The sequence below is a fragment of the Terrabacter ginsenosidimutans genome (genome assembly GCF_039539425.1).
GTDB lineage: Bacteria > Actinomycetota > Actinomycetes > Actinomycetales > Dermatophilaceae > Terrabacter > Terrabacter ginsenosidimutans.
On sequence record NZ_BAABDC010000002.1, the window covers coordinates 630,261 to 652,017 of the forward strand.

24 protein-coding genes and 1 tRNA gene are annotated in these 21,757 nt (G+C 70.7%); 10 read left to right on the top strand and 15 right to left on the bottom strand.

The features are described from left to right. Positions 1 to 21: 21 nt before the first annotated feature. Both ABD831_RS08895 and ABD831_RS08900 read right to left on the bottom strand, forming a co-directional pair. Positions 22 to 837: a maleylpyruvate isomerase family mycothiol-dependent enzyme gene (locus ABD831_RS08895; protein WP_344944583.1), complete on the bottom strand. Its 816-nt coding sequence runs from the start codon at positions 835 to 837 to the stop codon at positions 22 to 24. Between the two features lie 14 nt (positions 838 to 851). Beyond that, complete coding sequence (locus ABD831_RS08900) at positions 852 to 1,502, bottom strand: alpha-ketoglutarate-dependent dioxygenase AlkB (RefSeq protein ID WP_344944586.1); 651 nt, start codon at positions 1,500 to 1,502, stop codon at positions 852 to 854. Between the two features lie 123 nt (positions 1,503 to 1,625). Here ABD831_RS08900 and recO point away from each other — a divergent pair, with 123 nt between their 5' ends. Beyond that, positions 1,626 to 2,354 carry a DNA repair protein RecO gene (recO, locus tag ABD831_RS08905; protein ID WP_344944589.1) on the top strand — a complete coding sequence of 243 codons (729 nt, stop codon included), beginning with the start codon at positions 1,626 to 1,628 and terminating at the stop codon, positions 2,352 to 2,354. A 56-nt stretch (positions 2,355 to 2,410) separates the two neighbouring features. Next, entirely contained in the window at positions 2,411 to 3,187 is a 777-nt protein-coding gene (locus ABD831_RS08910; RefSeq protein ID WP_344944592.1) for an isoprenyl transferase, read from the top strand. A gap of 66 nt (positions 3,188 to 3,253) precedes the next feature. On the opposite strand, the gene ABD831_RS08915 is transcribed toward ABD831_RS08910, so the two are convergent. From ABD831_RS08915 to ABD831_RS08940, 6 genes are all read right to left on the bottom strand, one after another. After that, positions 3,254 to 4,180, bottom strand: coding sequence for an SMP-30/gluconolactonase/LRE family protein (locus tag ABD831_RS08915; RefSeq protein WP_344944595.1), 927 nt, complete (start codon positions 4,178 to 4,180; stop codon positions 3,254 to 3,256). A 110-nt stretch (positions 4,181 to 4,290) separates the two neighbouring features. Continuing rightward, positions 4,291 to 4,743: a Fur family transcriptional regulator gene (locus ABD831_RS08920; RefSeq protein WP_344944597.1), complete on the bottom strand. Its 453-nt coding sequence runs from the start codon at positions 4,741 to 4,743 to the stop codon at positions 4,291 to 4,293. Further along, on the bottom strand, positions 4,740 to 5,792 hold the full coding sequence (locus tag ABD831_RS08925) for a metal ABC transporter permease (RefSeq protein WP_344944599.1): 1,053 nt from the start codon (positions 5,790 to 5,792) through the stop codon (positions 4,740 to 4,742). The genes ABD831_RS08920 and ABD831_RS08925 overlap by 4 nt, the downstream gene beginning before the upstream one ends. Continuing rightward, on the bottom strand, positions 5,789 to 6,637 hold the full coding sequence (locus tag ABD831_RS08930) for a metal ABC transporter ATP-binding protein (RefSeq protein WP_344944603.1): 849 nt from the start codon (positions 6,635 to 6,637) through the stop codon (positions 5,789 to 5,791). Before ABD831_RS08930 ends, ABD831_RS08925 begins: the two co-directional genes overlap by 4 nt. Next, a complete protein-coding gene (locus tag ABD831_RS08935; RefSeq protein WP_344944607.1) occupies positions 6,634 to 7,587 on the bottom strand; it encodes a metal ABC transporter substrate-binding protein in 954 nt (317 codons plus the stop codon). The genes ABD831_RS08930 and ABD831_RS08935 overlap by 4 nt, the downstream gene beginning before the upstream one ends. A gap of 65 nt (positions 7,588 to 7,652) precedes the next feature. Further along, entirely contained in the window at positions 7,653 to 7,943 is a 291-nt protein-coding gene (locus ABD831_RS08940; RefSeq protein WP_344944611.1) for a DUF6703 family protein, read from the bottom strand. Positions 7,944 to 8,021: 78 nt separating this feature from the next. On the opposite strand from ABD831_RS08940, the gene ABD831_RS08945 reads away from it, so the two are divergent. Further along, positions 8,022 to 9,416: a glycine--tRNA ligase gene (locus ABD831_RS08945; RefSeq protein WP_344944614.1), complete on the top strand. Its 1,395-nt coding sequence runs from the start codon at positions 8,022 to 8,024 to the stop codon at positions 9,414 to 9,416. A gap of 265 nt (positions 9,417 to 9,681) precedes the next feature. Here ABD831_RS08945 and ABD831_RS08950 read toward each other — a convergent pair whose 3' ends face one another. After that, positions 9,682 to 10,521 (bottom strand): sulfurtransferase, encoded by an 840-nt coding sequence (locus ABD831_RS08950; RefSeq protein ID WP_344944617.1) that lies wholly within the window; start codon positions 10,519 to 10,521, stop codon positions 9,682 to 9,684. A 25-nt stretch (positions 10,522 to 10,546) separates the two neighbouring features. Here ABD831_RS08950 and ABD831_RS08955 point away from each other — a divergent pair, with 25 nt between their 5' ends. Further along, positions 10,547 to 11,275: an alpha/beta fold hydrolase gene (locus ABD831_RS08955; protein ID WP_344944620.1), complete on the top strand. Its 729-nt coding sequence runs from the start codon at positions 10,547 to 10,549 to the stop codon at positions 11,273 to 11,275. Positions 11,276 to 11,305: 30 nt separating this feature from the next. Then, a complete protein-coding gene (gene dusB / locus ABD831_RS08960) occupies positions 11,306 to 12,538 on the top strand; it encodes a tRNA dihydrouridine synthase DusB (RefSeq protein WP_344945387.1) in 1,233 nt (410 codons plus the stop codon). Positions 12,539 to 12,541: 3 nt separating this feature from the next. Here dusB and ABD831_RS08965 read toward each other — a convergent pair whose 3' ends face one another. Continuing rightward, positions 12,542 to 13,246 (bottom strand): hypothetical protein, encoded by a 705-nt coding sequence (locus ABD831_RS08965; RefSeq protein ID WP_344944623.1) that lies wholly within the window; start codon positions 13,244 to 13,246, stop codon positions 12,542 to 12,544. A gap of 45 nt (positions 13,247 to 13,291) precedes the next feature. Between ABD831_RS08965 and ABD831_RS08970 the strand changes: the two genes are divergently transcribed. Next, positions 13,292 to 13,930, top strand: coding sequence for a YdeI/OmpD-associated family protein (locus ABD831_RS08970; RefSeq protein WP_344944626.1), 639 nt, complete (start codon positions 13,292 to 13,294; stop codon positions 13,928 to 13,930). A 24-nt stretch (positions 13,931 to 13,954) separates the two neighbouring features. Here the strand turns inward: ABD831_RS08970 and ABD831_RS08975 are convergent, their stop codons facing one another. Beyond that, the gene (locus tag ABD831_RS08975) at positions 13,955 to 14,086 is read right to left on the bottom strand and encodes a hypothetical protein (protein ID WP_344944629.1); all 132 of its coding nucleotides are present in this window, start codon (positions 14,084 to 14,086) and stop codon (positions 13,955 to 13,957) included. A gap of 116 nt (positions 14,087 to 14,202) precedes the next feature. Here ABD831_RS08975 and ABD831_RS08980 point away from each other — a divergent pair, with 116 nt between their 5' ends. From ABD831_RS08980 to ABD831_RS08995, 4 genes are all read left to right on the top strand, one after another. Further along, positions 14,203 to 15,432: a deoxyguanosinetriphosphate triphosphohydrolase gene (locus ABD831_RS08980; RefSeq protein ID WP_344944632.1), complete on the top strand. Its 1,230-nt coding sequence runs from the start codon at positions 14,203 to 14,205 to the stop codon at positions 15,430 to 15,432. A 51-nt stretch (positions 15,433 to 15,483) separates the two neighbouring features. Beyond that, positions 15,484 to 17,436 (top strand): DNA primase, encoded by a 1,953-nt coding sequence (gene dnaG, locus ABD831_RS08985; RefSeq protein ID WP_344944635.1) that lies wholly within the window; start codon positions 15,484 to 15,486, stop codon positions 17,434 to 17,436. After that, on the top strand, positions 17,436 to 17,954 hold the full coding sequence (locus ABD831_RS08990; protein ID WP_344944638.1) for a hypothetical protein: 519 nt from the start codon (positions 17,436 to 17,438) through the stop codon (positions 17,952 to 17,954). Before dnaG ends, ABD831_RS08990 begins: the two co-directional genes overlap by 1 nt. Positions 17,955 to 18,059: 105 nt before the next feature. Continuing rightward, positions 18,060 to 18,132 (top strand) — tRNA-Asn (locus ABD831_RS08995). Between the two features lie 187 nt (positions 18,133 to 18,319). Here the strand turns inward: ABD831_RS08995 and ABD831_RS09000 are convergent. The 4 genes from ABD831_RS09000 to ABD831_RS09015 form a co-directional block, all read right to left on the bottom strand. After that, the gene (locus ABD831_RS09000) at positions 18,320 to 19,225 is read right to left on the bottom strand and encodes an amino acid ABC transporter permease (protein ID WP_344944641.1); all 906 of its coding nucleotides are present in this window, start codon (positions 19,223 to 19,225) and stop codon (positions 18,320 to 18,322) included. After that, entirely contained in the window at positions 19,222 to 19,899 is a 678-nt protein-coding gene (locus ABD831_RS09005; protein ID WP_142177550.1) for an ABC transporter permease subunit, read from the bottom strand. The genes ABD831_RS09000 and ABD831_RS09005 overlap by 4 nt, the downstream gene beginning before the upstream one ends. 87 nt (positions 19,900 to 19,986) lie before the next feature. Then, complete coding sequence (locus ABD831_RS09010; RefSeq protein WP_344944646.1) at positions 19,987 to 20,826, bottom strand: glutamate ABC transporter substrate-binding protein; 840 nt, start codon at positions 20,824 to 20,826, stop codon at positions 19,987 to 19,989. Between the two features lie 83 nt (positions 20,827 to 20,909). After that, complete coding sequence (locus ABD831_RS09015) at positions 20,910 to 21,638, bottom strand: amino acid ABC transporter ATP-binding protein (protein WP_344945390.1); 729 nt, start codon at positions 21,636 to 21,638, stop codon at positions 20,910 to 20,912. Between the last annotated feature and the right edge of the window lie 119 nt (positions 21,639 to 21,757).

The window sequence follows — 21,757 nt, forward strand, 5'->3', positions numbered from 1 at the left end:
GCCGGCGCCGCCGGGCGCAGGTCAGTCGATGGAGTCGGACAGCACCGCGTCGACAGACGCCAGGGCCTCCTGGTCACCGTCGCGGATGATCTCCCCCTCGGTCGGGCGGTTCCACAGCCAGCAGTCGATGTCGGCGGCGGACCCGCTGATCTCGGCGGTCGCCGCGGGGTCCGGGCCGTCGCTGACGAGGAAGCGCTGGACGTCGATCTCCCGGCCGTTCCAGGTGCCGGTGATGCGCACCGGGGTCACTGTCCAGGAGTGCATGGCGTCGACGGTCGCGATGGTGACGGGCGCCGAGACCGGGACGTGCGTCAGGTCCGGGTCGGGCTCGTGGCCGCGCATGATCCGGAGCGCCTCGTCGATGCCGTCGGCGGCGAGCCGACAGTCGAGGGGCGTGCGCTCACCGGTCGTGAGCTCGGCGTCGAGGCGGTGGATCAGCGCCTCGTGGGCCTGGCGACGCCGGATGTAGCCGGCCGTCTTGTCGTCGGACCACATCCACAGCGGTGTCTCCGGGGGAAGCTCGCCCAGCACGCGGTGGAGCCGCTCGCTCGAGCGGTCGAAGAAGGCGAGCAGGCCGTCGCGGTCCGACGGTCGCTCGTCCCGCTCGGCGTCCATCGCTTCCAGCTCGTCCGGGTCGGTGAGCCGCCGCTCTGCGATCTCGCCCCAGAACCACTGCACCCCGGCGAGGTGCCACAGCAGGTCGTCGGCGTCCCAGTCGGGGCAGGACGGCACCCGAGCGTCTACGGGCGCGTTCGCGAGCACCGTGCGGAAGCGCGCCGAGTCGGCCGCGAGGTGGTCGAGGAAGGGCAGGGGGCCACCTGAGCGGCTGGACGGCATACGGAACTCTCCTGTCAGCGGACGCCGGCTACACGGAACTGCACGGAGATGCGCGGACCCATCGGCTCGGACGTCTTGGGAACCGCATGGTCCCACGTCCGCTGGCACGAACCGCCCATCACGACGAGGTCACCATGACCGAGCGGATAGCGCAAGCTCTTTGTGGTCGACCCGGGGATGGGTCCGCCGTCGCGGGGGCGCAACGCCAGCGTGCGCGGTGACCCGAGCGAGAGGATCGCGATCATCGTGTCGCTGTCGCGCGACCGTCCGACGCGGTCGCCGTGCCACGCGACGCTGTCACGCCCGTCGCGGTAGAGGCAGAGCCCCGCCGTGACGAACGGCTCGCCGAGCTCGCGGGCGTAGTGGCGGCTCAGCGCCTCACGCGCCTCGACGAGCATCGGATGGGGGAGGGCCTCCCCGGCGGCGTAGAACTTCGTGAGCCGCGGGACGTCGACGACGGAGTCGTACATCTGGCGGCGCTCGGCGTGCCACGGCACGTCGCGCAGCAGGGCCGTGAAGAGCTCGTCGCCGGCCGCGAGCCAGCCCGGCCGGACGTCGACCCACGCGCCGTGAGCCAGCTGGTGGCGGGTCTTGCCCGTGCCGACGTCGCGCAGCGTCATCGCGTCGGTCAGGTCGAGGAGCGAACCCTGGAGAGAGAGGTCCATGTGCCCACGATAGCCCATGGAGTCGAACGGGTGTTCGAGTCCGTGGGGCGGAGTTTCCGGCGTCGGCGTGCGCCCGGCGCGTGCGGTGCGGCGCGCGCTCCGCGGAGGGGGAGAATGGGACCCATGCCCCTCTACCGTGACGAGGCGATCGTCCTGCGAACCCACAAGCTGGGCGAGGCCGACCGCATCATCACGATGCTGACGCGCACGCGGGGTCGGGTCCGCGCCGTCGCCAAGGGGGTGCGGCGCACCAAGTCCCGGTTCGGCTCGCGCCTCGAGCCGGGGATGATCATCGACGTCCAGTGCTACGAGGGTCGCAACCTCGACACGGTGACCCAGGTCGAGACGCTCGCGCCCTACGGCGACGCCATCGCCCGCGACTACACCGCCTACACCTGCGCGACCTCGATGCTCGAGACGGCGCTGCAGCTGACGGAGGAGCACGAGCCGCAGACGCAGCAGTACCTCCTGCTCGGCGGCGCGCTGCGCTCCCTCGCGGAACACGCCCATGACCCGGGGCTCGTCCTCGACGCCTACCTGCTGCGGTCGCTTGCGATCGCCGGCTGGGCGCCCAGCTTCGTCGACTGCGCGAGGTGCGGGGCCCCCGGGCCCCATCGGGCGTTCAACGTCCAGGCCGGTGGCGCGGTGTGTTCCGGCTGCCGTCCGCCCGGCTCGAGCGCGCCTGCGCCCGAGACGTTCGAGCTGCTCGCGTCCCTGCTCACCGGTGACTGGGACGTCGCCGACGCGAGCGACGTCCGGCACCGGCGCCAGGGCAACGGCCTCGTCTCCGCCTTCCTCCAGTGGCACATCGAGCGAGGGCTGCGGTCGCTGCGTCTCGTCGATCGTGCTTGATCCGACCCAACCAGCCTGAGCCGTAAGCGAACCCGATCCCGACCGACCGGAGACCCATGTACGCCAAGCCCTTCCCGCACCCGTCCGGTGCGACGCCGCCCGTGATCCCGGCCGACCTGCTGCCGAAGCACGTCGCGATCGTCATGGACGGCAACGGTCGTTGGGCCAACGCGCGTGGGCTGCCGCGTACCAAGGGCCACGAGGCGGGCGAGGCTTCCCTGCTCGACGTCGTCGCGGGTGCCATCGACGTCGGGGTGACGCACCTGTCGGCCTACGCGTTCTCCACGGAGAACTGGCGACGGTCGCCCGACGAGGTCCGCTTCCTCATGGGCTTCAACCGCGACGTCATCCGCCGGCGCCGGGACCAGCTGCACGAGTGGGGTGTGCGCATGCGCTGGGTCGGCCGCGCGCCCCGCCTGTGGCGGTCGGTCATCAAGGAGCTGGAGATCGCGCAGGAGCTGACCCAGCACAACACGGGCCTGACTCTCTACTTCTGCGTCAACTACGGCGGTCGTGCCGAGATCGCCGACGCGGTGCAGCGAATCGCCCACGACGTCAAGGACGGTCGGCTGCGCCCGGGGTCAGTCGACGAGAAGACGATCAAGCGCTACCTCGATGAGCCGACGATGCCAGACGTCGACCTCTTCGTGCGGTCCTCGGGCGAGCAGCGCACGAGCAACTTCCTGCTCTGGCAGTCCGCCTATGCGGAGATGGTCTTCCAGAACCAGCTGTGGCCCGACTACGACCGGCGTGACCTGTGGGCGGCGATCGAGGAGTACGTCGCCCGCGACCGCCGCTACGGCGGCGCGGTCGACACCCCGACCACGGGCTGACGCACCGCGGGATCAGGGCGCCCCCCGGCGCACGACCGCCGTGGACCCGGTCGAACCCGTCGGGCGTCAGCGGTCGACGACGTTGACCTCGAACTGGGTCGCGGTGGGTGGGAACCCGGTGTCGAACTTGGCGTTGACGACGGCCAGGCGGTCCCCGAAGCGCGCGACCGTGGTCGGCACCTCGAAGCCGCGGCTGGTGACCGTCTTGAGGAGCCGGCCCGAGGAGAGGTCGCCGGCGAGCTGGAACTCGGTGACCGCGTTCGAGAAGTTCTGCACGACGTAGGCGGTGCGTCCCTCCAGCAGGATCCCGTCGACGTTCGGCACGCTGACCCCGGCGATCGTCGCGCTGTCACCGGTGGTCGGGTCGACGGTGTTGAGCACCGCCGAGTTGGTGTGTGCGACGACGAGCGTCCTGCCGTCGGCGGTCGCCTGGATGCCGTTGTTGTTGAAGCCCGGGAGCACGACGGCAGCCGGGCCGTGCAGCGCAAGGGTCCGAACCTGGCCGATGACCCCCGTCGCGCTCACCGGCACGAAGTAGAGCCTGGCCGCCAACGAGTCGGTGAACCATGCCCCGTCGGACGTGACGGCGACGTCGTTGATGATCGAGTCCTCGCTCGTCAGCTGGACGACCGCCCTCGTGGCGCCGGTTGTCAGGTCGTAGGCGTAGGCCTGACCGGTGAAGCCACCGGCGACGAAGAGCAGCCGGTGTGGCACGTCGACCCGCAGCCCGAGGGCCATCCGGCCCGCAGGGGCGGTGACGAACGTCGACGCGGTGCCGGTCCGCACGTCGCCCCTGAAGATGTTGCCCGTGAACAGCTCGCCGGCGTAGAACGTCGTGCCGGTGCCGGCTGCGATGCCCTCCGCCGAACGGGCTCCCGGGAGGATGATCTGCTCCGGCTGGTGGGCCGCCTGCGCGGGTGCGACCCCGAGGGCGATCGTCAGCGCTCCGACGAGGAGAACCCATGACCGTGCACGTCTGGTGGTACCGAGCATCGTCTGGCCAGCCTTTCGGTCCTGCCGCGCGCGGTCCGTCACCGCCGGGAGCGGCCCTCAGAACAGGGTCGACCCGAGCCGGGACCGACGGCAAGATGGCAGAACAGGACCTACCGGACCGGTCCCTGCGGCGACGCGCAGTCGGCGCAGGTGCCGAAGATCTCGAGGGTGTGCGTGACCCAAGTGTAACCGTGCTCGCTCGCCACCTTGTCAGCCCACTTCTCGACCGCCGGCCCCTCGACCTCGACGGTGCGCCCGCAGGCACGGCACACGAGGTGGTGGTGATGGTGGGTCGAGCAGGCCCGATAGACGGCTTCGCCGTCGTCGGTACGCAGCACGTCGACGGTGCCGGCGTCGACCATCGACTGGAGCGTGCGGTAGACGGTGGCCAGCCCGACGGCGGCTCCCGCCTCGCGCAGCCGCGCGTGCACCGTCTGCGCGGAGGTGAAGTCGTCGGAACGTTCGAGCAGCTCGGCGACGGCGACCTGCTGGCGTGTCGGCTTGCGGGAGCTCGAAGGGGAGCTCGCAGGGGAGCCTGCGGGGGAGTTGGCGGCGCTCGTCATGGTCTCGTTCCCGTCGTCGGGGCAGGGGTGCTGTCGGCCTCTCCGGCGTGGTCGTGGCCGGGAGAGTGCGCGTCCTCGTCGTGGTGCACGCCGTGCTCGTCGTAGTGGCCCTCGTGGGCGGCGTGCAGGTGCCCGTCGTGGACGTAGTCGACGTGGTCGCCGTGGGTCACCGCGGGGTGTCCGCACTGGGCGCCGTGCTCGTGGGCGTGGGTCTCGGCGACGTCGTGGCTCCGGCTGCCGGCGCGGGCCAGGACGCCGGTGACCACTGCCGTCACGACGAAGAGCCCGACGGCCAGCAGCACGATGGTGCCGCCCGAGGGCGTGTTGAGCGGGTAGGACAGGGCGACGCCGCCCACCGACGACACGAGGCCGAAGCCGATGGCCCACCGCAGACCGCCACTGAACGAGCGCGCCACGAGCTGGCCGGCGGCGTTGGGCACGATCATGAGGGCGCTGATGAGCAGCAGGCCGACGACCCGCATCGCCACGACGACCGTCGTCGCGGTGAGGACCGCGAGCACGATGTTGAGGGGCAGCACCGGGATGCCTACCGCCCGGGCGTACTCCTCGTCGTTGGCGACGGCGAACAGACGCGGGCGCAGCGCCCACGTCGTGACGGCGATGACGAGCGCGAGCCCGGCGAAGACGTAGAGGTCACCGCGCTGGGTCGTCAGGATCGAGCCGAAGAGGTACTTCATGAGGTTGGCGGGGGTGCCGTCGGGCGACTTGCTGATGATGACGACGCCTCCGGCGATGCCGCCGTAGAAGATGACGGCGAGGGCGACGTCGCCGTTGGTGCGGCCCTTGGCCCGGAGCAGCTCGATGACGACGGCCGCGATGACCGCTGCCACGAGGGCCGTGAGCACCGGGGCGGTCCCGGAGACGAGACCGATGGCGACCCCGGCCAGGGCGACGTGCCCCATCCCGTCCCCGATGAGTGACAGCCGCCGCTGGACGAGGAAGATGCCGACCATCGGCGCGACGGTGCCGACGAGCAGCGCGGCGATGAGGGCCCGCTGCATGAAGTCCACGGAGAGCAGCTCGATCACGGTCGGCTCCTGTCGTCCCGCGTGGTGTCGAGCGGACCCTGGGCGAGCGAGGGACGAGGGCCCAGCTCGAGGTCGTGGTGGTGGCTGTCGTGGTCGTGGTGCACGGCGTCGCGTTGGGCGACGTATGCCGCCGGGGTGCCGTCGAAGCGGATGTGGCCGCCGTCGACGACGACGATCCGGGTGAGCAGCCGCTCGAGGGCGCCGAGCTCGTGGGTGACGATGAGCATGGTGACGTCGCGCTCGACGAGGCGCTCGAGGACGTCGGCGAGCACGTGCTGGCTCGCGGCGTCGACGCCCGCGGTGGGCTCGTCCATGATGAGCACGTCGGGCTGGCCCGCGAGGGCGCGCGCGATGAGGACGCGTCGCTGCTGGCCGCCGGAGAGGGTGCTCACCTCGGTGGCTGCCCGGTCGGCGAGCCCGACGACCTCGAGGGAGCGCGCGACGATCTGCCGGTCGGTGGCCCGCAGCCGCCCGAGCCAGTTGATGCGGGGGAGTCGCCCGGTCGCGACGATCTCCTCGGCCGTCGCCCGGACCGAGGCCGACAGGGTGTGGCGCTGGGGGACGTAGCCGAGGCGTGCGCGCTCGTGCAGGTCCTGGCTCGGCACGCCGAAGAGCGTCACGCTGCCTGCGACCTGCTCGTTGAGCCCGAGGATGCCCTTCATCAGGGTCGACTTGCCGGAGCCGTTCGGACCGACGACGGCCACGATCTCGCCCCGGTGGATGGTCAGGGTCGCGTCGGTGAGGACGGCGCGCTCGCCGTAGCCGAAGGCCGCACGGTGCAGGTCGATGACGACCTCGTCAGAGGAGGGTGGTGCGCCTGCGGTGCGTGAGACGTCGGTGGTCACGAGCAGCCCAGTCCCTTCTGGAGCGCGGAGAGGTTGCTGCGCATGACCTCAAAGTAGTCCGTGCCGGCGGAGGCGCTCGTGATCCCCTCGACCGGGTCCAGCGTCGCGACCGTCGCTCCCGTCGAGCCGGCGACCGTCTCGGCGAGGTGCGGCTCGACGAGGGTCTCCTGGAAGATCGTCGTGATGCCTTCCTTTCGCACGAGGTCGGAGATCTGCTGGAGTCCCGCGGCGCTCGGCTCGGCGTCGGGGGAGATGCCGGTGATGCCGTGCTGCTCGAGGCCGTAGCGCTGCGCGAGGTAGCCGAAGGCCGCGTGGCTCGTGACCAGGACCTTCGAGCGGCACGATGCGAGGCCGGTCCTCAGCTCGCCGTCGAGCGTCGTGAGCCTCGCGACGAAGGCTGCGGTGTTCTTCTCGTATGCCGCGGCGTGGGCCGGGTCGTCCGCGGCCAGTCTGGCGCCGATGACCTTGGCGACGGCCGCGTAGCGCTGGGGGTCGAGCCAGAAGTGGGGGTCGGCGCTGCCGTGGTCGTGGGCCTCGTGCTCGGCCGTGCTCTCGTCCGCGTGCCCCTCCTCCTCGGCCGCCGTCAGGGTCAGCTGCGCGGCATCTGCGACGTCGAGCACGGAGGCCGGCTGGACCTCGGCCATGGCGTCGTCGACGGCCGGCTGGAAGCCGTCGGCGTAGACGACGAGCTTCGCCCTGGTCATGCCGGCGATGTCCTGGGGGGCCAGCTCGAGGTCATGGGGCTCGGCGCCGGGCTTGGTGAGGACGGTGACCGGGAGCGCCCCGCCCGTGATCTGCTGCGTCGCGAACTGGAGGGGGTAGAACGAGGTGATGACCGAGCCCTCGGCAGAGGAGAGGGTCGAGCCGCTGCCGCACGCAGCGGTCGCCAGGGCCAGCGCCGTCGCGGTGACGAGGGCAGTGACGGCTCGGCGGGAGGGGGCGGCTGGCATGCCGCCATCCTCTCGCTAAATGAGAATGATTGTCAAAACCGTTCTCGACCAGCGCGCGAGGACGCTCAGCCGCCGGGGACGATCCGCACCACGGCGACGGCCACGGCGAGCACGAGCACCGCCGTCCGCATGAGGCGCTCCGGCATCGTGAGGCGCTGCCACGTCAGGAACAGCATCCATCCGACGAAGGCGGCGACGACCAGGAAGGCGATGCCGCCCCACGGGCGTGGAGCGAAGACGCCGACGGCGAGCAGGACGACGAGGACGCCGAGCGCCGCGGGCCGCGGCACGGCGTTGAGCCGCTCCACCCACGGGACGGAGGCGTGCTCGAGACGGGAACGGAAGCTCAGGGCCACGCCACGAGCCTAGGGGACGCGACGGCATACCCCGGACGCGTCGCAGAGCACCGGCCCCGGCCCGATAACCTGTCCCGCATGGCCAAGCAGACATCCATCGTGGACACCGTCGTCAGCCTCTGCAAGCGCAGGGGCTTCGTCTTCCCGAGCGGTGACATCTACGGAGGCACCAGGTCTGCGTGGGACTACGGCCCTCTCGGCGTGGAGCTCAAGGAGAACGTCCGCCGGCAGTGGTGGAAGGCCATGGTCACGAGCCGCGACGACGTCGTGGGCCTCGACTCCTCGATCATCCTCCCGCGCGAGACGTGGGTCGCCTCGGGCCACGTCGGCACCTTCAGCGACCCCCTCGTCGAGTGCCTCAGCTGCCACCGCCGTCGCCGCCAGGACCACCTCCAGGAGGCGCTCGCGGAGAAGAAGGGCATCGAGGACCCCGACTCGATCCCGATGTCCGACATCGTCTGTCCCGACTGCGGCACCAAGGGTCAGTGGACCGAGCCGCGCGAGTTCAACATGATGCTCAAGACCTTCCTCGGCGTCATCGAGGACGAGTCGGGCCTGCACTACCTGCGCCCCGAGACGGCCCAGGGCATCTTCGTCAACTTCAACAACGTCATGCAGGCCTCGCGCAAGAAGCCGCCGTTCGGCATCGCCCAGACCGGCAAGAGCTTCCGCAACGAGATCACGCCCGGCAACTTCATCTTCCGCACGCGCGAGTTCGAGCAGATGGAGATGGAGTTCTTCGTCAAGCCCGGCGAGGACGAGGAGTGGCTCCAGTACTGGCTCGAGGAGCGCACCCGCTGGTACGTCGACCTCGGCATCGACCCCGACAACCTGCGTCACTACGAGCACGCTCCGGAGAAGCTCTCGCACTACTCGAAGCGCACCGTCGACATCGAGTACCGCTTCAACTTCGCCGGTTCCGAGTGGGGCGAGCTTGAGGGCATCGCCAACCGCACCGACTTCGACCTGTCGACGCACTCGAAGCACTCGGGCACCGACCTGCACTACTTCGACCAGCAGAGCGGTGAGAAGTACACCCCCTACGTCATCGAGCCGGCGGCCGGACTGTCGCGGTCGCTCATGACGTTCCTCGTCGACGCCTACCACGAGGACGAGGCGCCCAACACCAAGGGCGGCGTCGACAAGCGCGTCGTGCTGCGCCTGGACCCGCGTCTCGCGCCGGTCAAGGCCGCGGTGCTGCCGCTCTCGCGAAACGCCGACCTGTCGCCCAAGGCCCGCGACCTCGCCGCGCAGCTGCGTCGTCACTGGAACATCGACTTCGACGACGCGGGCGCGATCGGCAAGCGCTACCGCCGCCACGACGAGATCGGCACGCCGTTCTGCATCACCGTCGACTTCGACACGCTCGAGGACCACGCCGTGACGATCCGCGAGCGCGACAGCATGGCGCAGGAGCGCATCGCTCTCGACCAGGTCGAGGGCTACCTCGCCCAGCGCCTCGTCGGCTGCTGAGTCGGCCACCCGCACCACCGACGTATGCCGTCCGCCCACCTCGGGCGGGCGGCATACGTGCATCCGGGTGGGCCCTAGGGAGGCCAGGGCGTCGGAACTTGCTCCGGAAAGCGGAGCAACTTCCGATAGGCCCGCTCCGGAACAGATCCCCCGGGGACTCGGATCTTGCTCCGGAAAGCGGAGCAACTTCCGATAGGCCCGCTCCGGAACAGATCCCCCGGGGACTCGGAACTTGCTCCGGAAAGCGGAGCAGGGCCCGAGCGCGTCAGCCCGGTTCGGGCCCGGTCGCGACGGGCCGCGCAGGGTCGCGGATCCACTCGCTCCACGACCCGGGGTAGAGCACCGTGTCGACTCCGAGCTCGGCCAGCGCGAGCATCTCGTGGGCTGCGGTGACGCCCGAGCCGCAGTAGACACCGACCTGCCCGTTTCCGAGGTCGAGGCCGTCGGTGACTCGCGCCCAGTGCTCGGCGAGGTCGCGCCGGAACGTGCCGTCGCCCGTGACCCAGGCCGAGGTCGGGCTGTTGACCGCGCCCGGCACGTGACCGGCCACGGGGTCGATGGGCTCGGTCTCACCGGCGTAGCGCTCGGGCGCCCGTGCGTCGAGGAGCAGACCGTCGCGCGCCAGTGCCGCGGCACCGTCGGCGTCGAGCGTCGGCAGCCGCCCCGGGCGCACGTCGACGTCGCCGTGACGGTCCGCGGGCTCCTCGGTCGAGACCGGCAGCCCGGCGGCCAGCCACGCGGCATAACCGCCGTCGAGGACACGCACGTCGAGCACGCCCACCCAGCGCAGCACCCACCAGGCCCGCGCGGCGGCATACGACTCCTTGCCGTCGTAGACGACGACGCGGGTGTCCTCGGTGATCCCGGCCCGGCGCAGCAGCGCCTGGACGACGGAGGGGGTGGGCAGCGGATGGCGCCCGCCGTCCCCCGCAGGAGCGGCCAGCTCGGTGTCCAGGTCGACGAAGAAGGCGCCGGGCACGTGGCCGGCGTCGTAGTCCTCCCGACCCGCGCCGGTGTTCGCCGTGGTCAGGGCCCAACGGACGTCGAGGACGACGACGTCCTCGATCTCGTGGGCGAGCTCGTCGGCGCGAATGAGGTGGGTCACGCGGCCATCGTGGCATCCTCGCGGTGTGCGTGCTCACCTGGTCCTCGTGCACGGGTCGCGGCTGTCGAGCACCCAGTGGGCGCCCCAGCTGCCGCTCCTGCGCGACCACGTCGACCTCACGCTCGTCGACCTGCCGGGCCACGGCGCCCGCGCAGCAGAGGAGTTCACTCTCGGGCGCTGCGTCGAGGTCATCGACGAGGCCGTCCGCGCCGTGCCCCAGGGTGTCCCCGTCGTGCTCGTCGGGCACTCGCTCGGCGGCTACGCCGCGATGGCGTATGCCGCGTCGCGTCCCGACACGCTCGCCGGCCTCGTCCTCGCCGGCGCGAGCGCGACGCCGACGGGACCGGGCGCCGCCGTGTATCGCGGTGTCGCGGCCCTCACCGACCGGCTCGGACCGGCCCGCATGACGCGCTTCAACGACCGGGTGCTGCACCGCCTCTACCCGGCCGAGCGCATCGACCCGGTCATCGCAGGCGGCTACTACTTCGCGCCGACGGCGGCCGCGTGGCAGGAGGTCATGACGCACTGCCGGCCGGCGATGCTCCAGCACGTGCACTGCCCGGTCCTGCTGCTCAACGGTCAGTTCGACCAGCTGCGGATCGGGGCGCGGGCGTACCTGCGGGCCTGCCCCAGCGCCCGCGAGGAGATCATCGGGCGCGCCGGGCACTTCACCAACCTCGACCAGCCGGAGGCCTTCGCCGCTGCGCTCCTGCGCTTCGCCCGGGTCGTCGCCGATTCGGCCTCCCGCGGCTGATCGGGGACAATCGAGCACGTGACCGACGTGATGACCCCCGTGACGCAGGCCGGTGAGGCCGCCCCCGCAGCGACGGCGGGCGCCGTGCTGCCTCCGCTGCGCATCGGTCGCCACGTCATCGAGTCGCCCGTGGTCCTGGCGCCCATGGCCGGGATCACGAACCGCGCCTTCCGTCGCCTGTGCCGCGAGTACGGCAACGAGGGTCGCGCGATCGGTGGGGCGAGCGGCGCGACCAGCCTCTACGTCAGCGAGATGATCACCTCGCGCGCGCTCGTCGAGCGGACGCCCGAGTCGATGCGGCTCATCGAGCACGACCCCGACGAGAACCCGCGTTCGATCCAGCTCTACAGCGTCGACCCGGCGACGGCGCGCGCGGCCGCGCGGATGCTCGTCACGGAGGACCGGGCCGACCACATCGACCTCAACTTCGGCTGCCCCGTGCCCAAGGTCACCCGCAAGGGCGGAGGCTCGGCGCTGCCGTGGAAGAGGGACCTCTTCAAGGCCATCGTCGGCGCCGTCGTCGAGGAGGGCGCCAAGCGCGACATCCCGGTCACGGTCAAGATGCGCAAGGGCATCGACGACGAGCACCTGACCTTCCTCGACGCGGGCCTGACGGCCGAGGCCGAGGGCGTCGCCGCGGTGGCGCTTCACGGGCGCACGGCCGCGCAGGCCTACTCCGGCACCGCCGACTGGAGCGCGATCCGGCTGCTCAAGCAGACCGTGACGAGCATCCCGGTGCTCGGCAACGGCGACATCTGGTCGGCCGAGGACGCCCTGCGCATGGTCCGCGAGACGGGCTGCGACGGCGTCGTCGTCGGTCGCGGCTGCCTCGGTCGCCCGTGGCTGTTCACCGATCTCGCGGCGGCCTTCGCCGGCACCTCGGCGAGGGTGACCCCCACGCTGGGAGAGGTCTCGGAGACGCTGCGCACGCACACGGCATACCTCTGCGACTTTTACGGCGAGGAGGAGCGCGCCTGCCGCGACATCCGCAAGCACATCGCCTGGTACCTCAAGGGATTCCCGGCCGGGTCGACGATCCGCAACTCGCTCGCGCTCGTCGACTCGATGGCTGCTCTGGATGCCCTGCTCGCGACGCTCGACCCTGACGCGTCGTGGCCCGGAGAGGCGGCCGAGGGACAGCGCGGGCGCGCCGGTTCGTCGCGCACCGTCGCGCTGCCCGACCGCTGGCTCGAGTCACGCGAGCTCTCCGAGGAGCACCGCCGCACCATCGCCGAGGCGGAGCTGTCGGTCAGCGGCGGCTGAGCGTCACTTCAGCCAGACGCTGAGCGGGCCGAGCCGCTCGCACCCGGCGGCGACGGCCGCCTCGACGCTCGCCCCCGCCTCCCACCCGACGAGGGGTAGGCCGTCCGTGACGGTCCGCGCCGCGGCCGCCGCGGTGGCCCACGCGCGCTCCGCATCGCCGTCGCGGGAGAAGACGTTGCCGAGACCCGCGACCTCTCCGGTGACGTTGACGACGGCGCCGCTGGCGAAGGAGGACATGGGGTCGTCGGACGCCCGGGCGCCGAGGACGTGGACGCCGGGCTCGTCGAGCAGCGACGGCCGCAGGATCGCCTCGGCGTCCGGGTCGCTGGCCCAGGCTCGGACCCAGTCGGCCATGGCCTCGGGCGAGTCGACGCGCGACCACGACGGGCCGGCGGGCGCCGGGACCGGTGCCGAGGGGTCGAGCCACACCCACTCGCCGACGACGAGCCGGGCGAAGTCCTCCATCGTCAGGTCCAGGCGAGACCACGAGTCCTTGACCGAGCAGCCGTCGGAGTCGTCGATCCGGGCCAGGACGTCGTACTCGCCGACCTCGGGGGAGAGCGTGACGGCATCGGGGTAGTAGGGCGGCGTGCGAGACGACGCGGTCCAGGCCAGGGCGTCGGTCGTGCACACCACGCCGTGGGAGCGGGCCACGGCGTCGCACCAGCGGGCGTTGTTGCGGGCGGCGAGGACGATGCGATCGGTCACGCCGTCGATCCTCCCAGCGTCGGTGGCCGATGGCAGGATCGGGGCATGCGACAGGGTGGGTCGGCCGAGCGGCCGGCGATCTTCTTCGACGATGCCGAGGACTTCCGGGCGTGGCTCGAGGCCAACCACGAGAGCGCCACCGAGCTGTGGATGGGGCTCAACAAGAAGCACGTCGAGGCGCGCGGGCTCCAGTGGGCCGAGGCGGTGCGCGAGGCCCTCTGCTTCGGCTGGATCGACTCGATGGCGCAGCGCATCGACGAGGACGCGGTGCGCCAGCGCTGGACCCCGCGCAAGCCGGGCAGCAACTGGAGCACGGTCAACATCGACGCGGTCGCCGAGCTGACCGCGGCCGGGCGGATGCGTCCCGCCGGGCTCGCGGCGTTCGCCAGGCGGCGTGAGGACCGGTCGGGCATCTACGCCTACGAGAACCGCGAGCTCACGTGGTCCGACGACTACGAGGCGATGCTGCGCGCCGATCCGCGCGCCGCGGCCTTCTGGGACGGCGCGACCCCGTCGTACCGCAAGGTCGCGACGAACTGGGTGCTTACGGCCAAGCAGGAGGCCACCCGCGATAAGCGCATGGCCGAGCTCGTCGAGGACTGCTCCAACCTGCGCCTCATCAAGACGCAGCGCTACGGCACCGAGCCGGCCTGGGTGCGCCGCATCCAGGCCGAGCTCGATTGAGCCGACGTCAGCGTCGGGTGGGAGTCAGCGCTTCGCCTTCGGGGGGATGATCTCGGTGTGGTCCTTGGCCGCGGACTTGGCGTGCTTGTCCGCACGCTTCTCCTTGAGCGATTTGGCCTTCGTGGACATGTGGGACTTCGGTGACTTGTCGCCCATGGCGCGCTCCTGAGAATGGGAAGCCTGAGCGGCTCCATGACTCAGTATGCGCCATGGCGGCGCGGCCGGGTGCGGCGTGGCGGTCCGCTCCGGGGCCCGCCGCATAGAGTTCCCACGTGGGCTACGAGGGTCGGGACCGGGAGCGATGGGTCGCGGAGGACCCTGCCCAGAAACGGGCCGACCGGGACGACTTCGCCCGGGACCGGGCGCGGGTCGTGCACTCCTCGTCGCTGCGCAGGCTCGCCGCCAAGACGCAGGTCCTCGCGCCCGGCCACGACGACTTCGTCCGCAACCGCCTGACGCACTCGCTCGAGGTCGCGCAGATCGGGCGCGAGTTCGGCGCAGCGCTCGGCTGTGACGCCGACGTCGTCGACACCGCATGCCTCGCGCACGATCTCGGACACCCGCCCTTCGGTCACAACGGCGAGACCGTCCTCGATGAGATCGCCTCTGGCATCGGGGGATTCGAGGGCAACGCGCAGACGCTGCGCCTGCTCACGAGACTCGAGGCCAAGCGTGCCCATGCCGACGGGACGTCGGCCGGGCTCAACCTGACGCGGGCGAGTCTCGATGCGGCGACGAAGTACCCCTGGGCCCGCGGCGACGGTCCCCACGGGACGGGCAAGTTCGGTGTCTACCCTTCCGACCTGCCGGTCTTCGCGTGGATCCGTGAGCACGCGGTGCCGCGTGAACGGTGCCTCGAGGCCCAGGTCATGGACTGGTCCGACGACGTCGCCTACTCCGTGCACGACGTCGAGGACGCCATCGCCTCGGGCTGGATCGACCCCCGCGTGCTCCACTCGCGCGACATGGCCGACGTCATCGGCGTGGCCGGCCGCACCTACGCGCCGGACCTCGGCGCGGACGCGCTCGGAGCAGCGCTGGAGCGCGTCCTCGCCTCGGGGGCGGTGCCCACGGCATACGACGGCTCCCGTGCGGACCTGGCCCGCCTCAAGGACATGACGAGCCGGCTCATCGGTCACTTCGTCCTCGTCGTCGAGCGCGCCACGCGGGACCGGCACGGCCCCGGCCAGCTGTGCCGCTTCGAGGCCGATCTCGTGGTCCCCGACGACACCCGCGCCGAGTGCGCGGTGCTCAAGGCGCTCGCGAACCACTTCGTCATGACGACCGAGGAGCGTCTCCTCGTCATGGCCGGGCAGCGTGATGTCGTGCGCGCCGTCGTGGAGGCGTATGCCGCGGCGCCGGAGGAGCGCCTGGACGCGGCCTTCCGCGCCGACCACGCGGCGGCCTCCGACGACGGTGAGCGCCTGCGCGTCATCGTCGACCAGGTGGCCTCCCTGACGGACGTGCGCGCCCTCGCCCTCCACAACCAGTGGTGCCGGTGACGAGCGACCGGGCGGCGAGCACCTAGAATCACGGTCAGCGACAGGAGGCAGATGGCGGGGCTGATCAACAGCGAGGACATCGCGGCGGTCAAGGCGCGGTCGTCCCTCGAGGACGTCGTGCGCGAGCACGTGACGCTGCGCTCCGCCGGTCCCGGTTCGCTCAAGGGCCTGTGTCCCTTCCACGACGAGAAGACGCCGTCGTTCAACATCCGGCCCGCCGTCGGCGCCTGGCACTGCTTCGGGTGCCAGGAGGGGGGCGATGTCATCTCGTTCATCCAGAAGGTCGACCACCTCACCTTCTCGGAGGCGGTCGAGCGGCTGGCGCAGAAGCTGGGGATGGAGCTGCGCTACGAGGACGGGGCCCGACCTCGCGAGGAGGGGCTCGGCCGACGCAGTCGGCTCATCGAGGCGCACCGCGTCGCAGAGGAGTACTACACCGAGCTGCTGCTGGGCAGCCAGGCGGCCCGGACGGCGCGCGACTTCCTCCGTGCCCGTGACTTCAACAGCGAGCACGTGAAGCAGTTCGGCATCGGCTTCGCGCCGCGCGGGGGAGAGGACCTCGTGCGGCACCTGCGTGCCAAGGGCTTCACCGACGACGAGCTCGTCACCGGCGGCATCGCGGGACGCGGCTCGCGCGGGCTCTACGACCGCTTCCGCGGCCGCCTCGTCTGGCCGATCCGCGAGATCACCGGCGACACCGTGGGGTTCGGCGCCCGCCGCATCTTCGACGACGACCGCATCGAGGCGAAGTACCTCAACACCTCCGAGACCCCGATCTACAAGAAGTCGACCGTGCTCTACGGGCTAGACCTCGCGAAGAAGAAGATCTCCCAGGGCCGTCAGGCCGTCGTCGTCGAGGGCTACACCGACGTCATGGCCTGCCACCTCGCCGGCGTCGAGACGGCGGTCGCCACCTGTGGCACGGCCTTCGGTGCCGACCACATCAAGACCCTGCGCCGGCTCATGCGCGACGAGGCGAGCCTCGCTCCGGCCAAGGTGATCTTCACCTTCGACGGTGACGCCGCCGGCCAGAAGGCCGCGATGCGCGCGTTCGCCGACGACGAGAAGTGGACCTCGCAGTCCTTCGTCGCCGTCGAGAAGTCCGGCAAGGACCCGTGCGAGCTGCGCCAGGCCGGCGGGGACCCGGCGGTGCAGGCGCTCATCGAGGACGCCGTGCCGATGTTCGAGTTCGCGGTGCGCACGACGATCAAGCGTTTCGACGTCGCGACCGCCGAGGGTCGCATCCAGGCCGTGCGCGCAGTCGCACCCATCATCGCCTCGATCAGGGACCAGTCGCTGCGGCCGGAGTACACCCGTGAGGTCTCGGGCATGCTCGGCCTCGACGTCGAGCAGGTCGCCACCGAGGTGTCGCGGGCGGGCAAGATCAAGATCGACGAGGACGCGCGCTCCGAGCGGGGCGACCGCAACGACCGCAACGGCCGCGACCCGCGTGACCGCCGCGACGACGGCGAACCGAGCCCGACGGAGGCCGCCGGCGCCATGCCGATGCCCGACCGCCGCGACCCCGTCGTCCTCGCCGAGCGGCAGCTGCTCCAGGTGCTGCTGCAGTTCCCCACCGTCTTCAAGCCCGGTGCGATCGACCTGCTCACGCCTGAGTCCTTCTCCGCCCCGGCGCACAGGGCGGTCTTCGACGGCATCCGCATCGCGCACCACAGCGGCGACAAGGGGAACGCCCGGGCGTGGACCTCGGCCGTCACCGAGGCTGCGCCCTCGCCCGTCGCGGGGCTCGTCAGCGAGCTCGCCGTCGACACGCTGCCCACCCGGATGGACCCCAACACCGGGCTGCCGACCTCACGCTACGTCGACGAGCTCTTCGACCGCGTGCGCACCATCGCCCTGACCCGCCGGATCGCCGACTCGATGAGCGAGATGCGCCGGCTCGACCACGCCGAGACGCCGGCGCCGGAGCGCACGCGCGAGCTCGGCATCCAGCTGCAGACGCTCCAGCGCGAGCTCGCGGCGATCAAGGCAGGAATGGGCTGATGGCACTGTTCGAACGGCGGCGTCGACCGGCGCTGCCCACGGACGTTCGGGCGGCTGTGCCGCTCGACAGCGGCGAGCAGGTGCTCGCGTGGTCGCGTGACGAGTCGAGCGGCGCCCACGTCGTCGCGACGACCCACCACCTGGCCCTCGTCGACGCCGGGGGAGGGCTCCTCTGGAGGCGGCCCTGGCACGAGGCCGAGTCCGCCACCTGGCAGGGGGAGTCCTCTCAGCTCACGGTGACCTGGGTCGACCGCAGTGCGCCGGCTCGGTGGCACCTGACCGAGCCCTCGCTGCTCCAGCAGACCCTTCGGGAGCGGCTCCAGGCGAGTGTCGTGCTCGCCGACGAGTTCCGCACCGCGGGCCGTCGCACGGTGCGCGTCGTCATCAGGCAGGACCTTGCGAGTGGTGCGCTGGTCGAGCAGACGATACCCGGCCGGGGCGTCGACCTGAGCGACCCACAGGTGGCTCGGGAGGCGGCCGGCCGGCTGGCGCGCCTGCGCTCGGAAGTCGGTCTCTGAGGGGTCGAGGCGGGGCCGCCGGAGGCGTCTCGCGACGTCGTCCGCGGCGCGCCGAACCCGATTTCTTGTCGGCACGGATGCTTTGCTATGGTTGCGCAGCAGCATTCCCCTGTAGCTCAATTGGCAGAGCAGCCGGCTGTTAACCGGCAGGTTATTGGTTCGAGTCCAATCGGGGGAGCACCGAAGCGAAGGGCCCCGACACGATGTGTCGGGGCCCTCGTCGTAGGCCAGTGCGCGTGGGCCGTCGCGCGTCGTCCGCGGTCCCGCTCGGGCCGGTCCCGGGTGGGGCTGCCTGACGGACGAGAGCCGCCGGTCACCCCCCGAGGGGGCGTCCGGCGGCTCTCGCGCTGCGGGTCGGGCCGGCCTCAGCGGCCCCCGACGTCGCCGGCCTCGATGTCCACCCCGTCGGCACCCGCGCCGACCACACCGGCGGCCTTGCCGCCCTTGCGGGGGCCACGACCGCGCCGGTTGAGGCGACGCTCGACGCGCCCGGCGAGGATCGTCAGGCCGTAGTTCAGCAGGATGAAGATGACGGCCACGAAGATGTAGGCCGCGATGGTGTTGCTGTAGGCGGTGCCGATGTCCTTGGCCGCCTGCAGCAGCTCCGGGTAGAGCACTGCCGTGCCGAGCGCGCTGTCCTTCAGGATGACGACGAGCTGACCGACGAGCGCCGGGAGCATCGCCGTCAGCGCCTGGGGCAGCTGGATCGAGCGCAGCGTCTGGCCCCGGGTCAAGCCGATCGACAGGCCCGCCTCGGCCTGTCCCTGGGGCAGGCTGAAGACACCGGAACGGACGAGCTCGGCGATGACGGAGCCGTTGTAGAGCGTCAGGCCCGTCACGACGGCGGCGAGCGGGTTGAGGTCGTTGGTGAAGACCCCGTTGTTGGAGTAGTAGCGGTAGGTGAAGTACATCATCAGCAGTACCGGGACCGCACGGAAGAACTCGACGACGACACCACAGACCCAGCGCAGGGCCCTCAGGTGCGAGAGTCGGCCGAGGCCGAAGAGCAGTCCGAAGGCGACCGCCAGCACGATGGAGATCGCCGAGGCCTTGAGCGTGTTGATCAGGCCCGGGATGAGGTAGGCGGTCCAGACGTCGGCCGTGAAGAGCGACGTCCACATCGAGGGCTCGAGCTGCCCCTGCGCACTGAACTTCCACAGCACGAGCGCGAGAGTGGCTGCGGCGAGGACGAACCCGAAGACGGTCAGGATCGTGTGGCGACGCCGGGCCCGGGGCCCTGGGGCGTCGAACAGGACGGTCTGGGCGCTCATCGCTTCACCGCCAGGCGGCGCGAGAGGGACGTGAACAGCATGCCGACAGGCAACGTCAGGATCACGAAGCCCATCGCGAAGACGAGGAAGACCGACAGACTGGCCGTCTCGTTCTCGATGATCTCGCTCATCAGCAGCGAGGCCTCAGCGACGCCGATGACGGAGGCGACCGTGGTGTTCTTCGTCAGGGCGATCAGCACCGAGCCGAGCGGCGCGATGGATCCTCGAAATGCCTGGGGCAGGATGACCTCGCGCAGGCTCTGCCCGAACGTGAGCCCGATCGAGCGGGCGGCCTCAGCCTGACCGACCGGCACGGTGTTGACGCCGCTGCGCAGTGCCTCGCAGACGAAGGCGGCGTGGTACACGGCGAGCCCGACGATCGCCCAGCGGATGTTGTTGTCGACGATGGACGTCGGGGACTTCGGGTCGGTCAGGTTGATCTGCAGGATGTAGAGCACACCCAGCGAGCAGAAGACGAGGATCAGGGTCAACGGCGTGTTGCGCACGGTGTTGACGTAGAAGGTCCCGAGCCGTCGCAGGATCGCGATGGGAGACACGCGCATCACGGCCAGGGCCGTGCCGATCACCAACGCCCCGATCGCGGAGAAGAAGGTGAGCTTGATGGTCATCCAGAATGCGCCGAAGATCGCGTACTTCTCGAAGATGTCGAGCACGACGCCCCTTTCCGCAGGTGTTCGCCGGTGGCGGGTCGTGCGGTCACCTCGCGGAGACCGCACGACCCGACGATCCGGCCGGGTCGGTCAGGAACAGGCAGCCGGGGTGGGCGGGTTGCCGGGGCCGGGCTTGTAGTTGGCCGGTCCCAGGTTGTTCGCGATGGCCTTGTCGAGCGAGCCGTCGCTCTGCATCTTCTTGATGGCATCGGTGATCTTCTGGCAGAGGGCCGTGTCGCCCTTCTTGAGGCCGATGCCGTAGTTCTCGGTCGAGAAGGGCTTGCCGACGAGCTTGAACTTGCCCTTGTTCTCGGGCTGCGCGGCGAAGCCGGCCAGGATCGCGTCGTCGGTCGTCAGGGCGTCCACGCCGCCGGTGGCCAGGGCCGGCAGGCACTCCGAGTACGTGGCGAACTCCTGCAGCTGCACGGTCTGGGCGAACTTGTCCTTGACCTTCTGTGCGGACGTCGAGCCCTTGACGGAGCAGAGCTTCTTGCCGTTGAGGCTGTCGGGACCGGTGATCGAGGTGTCGTCGGCGCGAACGAGGAGGTCCTGCCCTGCCACGAAGTACGGACCTGCGAAGGAGACCTTCTCCTTGCGCTTGTCGGTGATGGAGTAGGTCGCGACGATGAACTTGACCTGACCGGTGGAGATGAGGTCCTCACGCTGCGCGCTCGGAGCCTGCACCCACGTGATCTTGTCCTCGGGGGTGCCGAGCTCCTTCGCGACGTACTTGGCGACGTCGATGTCCATGCCGGTGTAGTCCGTGCCCTTCTTGAGGCCGAGACCGGGCTGGTCGAACTTGATGCCGATCTTGAGGCCGTCGCCGTCGCCGCTGCCGGCGCCGCCCCCGCTGGTGCCGGAGCCGCACGCGGCGAGCGTGAGCGCCAACGTCGCAGCCGCCGCAACGGCTCCGAGTCGTCGTGCCTTCATCTGGGTTCCTCCCTGAGTGGTTGCTCACGGCACGCGGGGGTGCGTGCCGATCCCTGTCGATTGGTTCAGATGGTTCGGATGGGTCAGTGGGTGAGGATCTTGCCGAGGAAGTCCTTGGCGCGGTCGCTCTTGGGGTTGGTGAAGAACTCCTGCGGCGTGCCGACCTCGACGATCTGGCCGTCGGCCATGAAGACCACACGGTCGGCGGCCTTGCGGGCGAACCCCATCTCGTGGGTGACGACGATCATCGTCATGCCCTCCTTGGCGAGACCGACCATGACGTCGAGGACCTCGTTGACCATCTCGGGGTCGAGGGCCGAGGTGGGCTCGTCGAAGAGCATGACCTTGGGTCCCATGGCCAGCGACCGGGCGATCGCGACGCGCTGCTGCTGGCCTCCCGAGAGCTGGGCGGGGTACTTGTCGGCCTGCGCCTCGACGCCGACCCGCTTGAGCAGCTGGGTCGCCAGCTGGTCCGCGTCGGACTTGGACTTCTTGCGGACCTTGATCGGTCCGAGCGTCACGTTGTCGCGAATCGTCTTGTGCGCGAAGAGGTTGAAGGACTGGAAGACCATCCCGACGTCGGCGCGCAGCTGGGCGAGCGGCTTGCCCTCCTCGGGCAGTGCCTTGCCGTCGATGGAGATGGTGCCCGACTCGATGGTCTCGAGACGGTTGATGGCGCGGCACAGCGTCGACTTGCCCGAGCCGGACGGCCCGAGGACGACGACCACCTCGCCCTTGCCGACGGTGAGGTTGATGTCGCGCAGCACGTGCAGGTCGCCGAAGTGCTTGTTCACTCCGTCGATGACGACCATGGGGTCACGAGGCGTGTCCGGGGTCCGATCGCTCGGCGCCGCGGAGGTGGGGTTCACGTCGTCCATCCGCGAAACCTATCGGCTCCGGCGCCCATGAGGCACCCTCCGCGCCGAGCGTG

Bases quoted from the DNA above. Each gene is read 5' to 3' on its own strand.
- ABD831_RS08895 (WP_344944583.1), bottom strand. From the start codon at position 837: ATGCCGTCCAGCCGCTCAGGTGGCCCCCTGCCCTTCCTCGACCACCTC.
- ABD831_RS08900 (WP_344944586.1), bottom strand. From the start codon at position 1,502: ATGGACCTCTCTCTCCAGGGTTCGCTCCTCGACCTGACCGACGCGATG.
- recO (WP_344944589.1), top strand. From the start codon at position 1,626: ATGCCCCTCTACCGTGACGAGGCGATCGTCCTGCGAACCCACAAGCTG.
- ABD831_RS08910 (WP_344944592.1), top strand. From the start codon at position 2,411: ATGTACGCCAAGCCCTTCCCGCACCCGTCCGGTGCGACGCCGCCCGTG.
- ABD831_RS08915 (WP_344944595.1), bottom strand. From the start codon at position 4,180: ATGCTCGGTACCACCAGACGTGCACGGTCATGGGTTCTCCTCGTCGGA.
- ABD831_RS08920 (WP_344944597.1), bottom strand. From the start codon at position 4,743: ATGACGAGCGCCGCCAACTCCCCCGCAGGCTCCCCTGCGAGCTCCCCT.
- ABD831_RS08935 (WP_344944607.1), bottom strand. From the start codon at position 7,587: ATGCCAGCCGCCCCCTCCCGCCGAGCCGTCACTGCCCTCGTCACCGCG.
- ABD831_RS08945 (WP_344944614.1), top strand. From the start codon at position 8,022: ATGGCCAAGCAGACATCCATCGTGGACACCGTCGTCAGCCTCTGCAAG.
- dusB (WP_344945387.1), top strand. From the start codon at position 11,306: ATGACCCCCGTGACGCAGGCCGGTGAGGCCGCCCCCGCAGCGACGGCG.
- ABD831_RS08970 (WP_344944626.1), top strand. From the start codon at position 13,292: ATGCGACAGGGTGGGTCGGCCGAGCGGCCGGCGATCTTCTTCGACGAT.
- ABD831_RS08975 (WP_344944629.1), bottom strand. From the start codon at position 14,086: ATGGGCGACAAGTCACCGAAGTCCCACATGTCCACGAAGGCCAAATCG.
- dnaG (WP_344944635.1), top strand. From the start codon at position 15,484: ATGGCGGGGCTGATCAACAGCGAGGACATCGCGGCGGTCAAGGCGCGG.
- ABD831_RS08990 (WP_344944638.1), top strand. From the start codon at position 17,436: ATGGCACTGTTCGAACGGCGGCGTCGACCGGCGCTGCCCACGGACGTT.
- ABD831_RS09000 (WP_344944641.1), bottom strand. From the start codon at position 19,225: ATGAGCGCCCAGACCGTCCTGTTCGACGCCCCAGGGCCCCGGGCCCGG.
- ABD831_RS09010 (WP_344944646.1), bottom strand. From the start codon at position 20,826: ATGAAGGCACGACGACTCGGAGCCGTTGCGGCGGCTGCGACGTTGGCG.
- ABD831_RS09015 (WP_344945390.1), bottom strand. From the start codon at position 21,638: ATGGTCGTCATCGACGGAGTGAACAAGCACTTCGGCGACCTGCACGTG.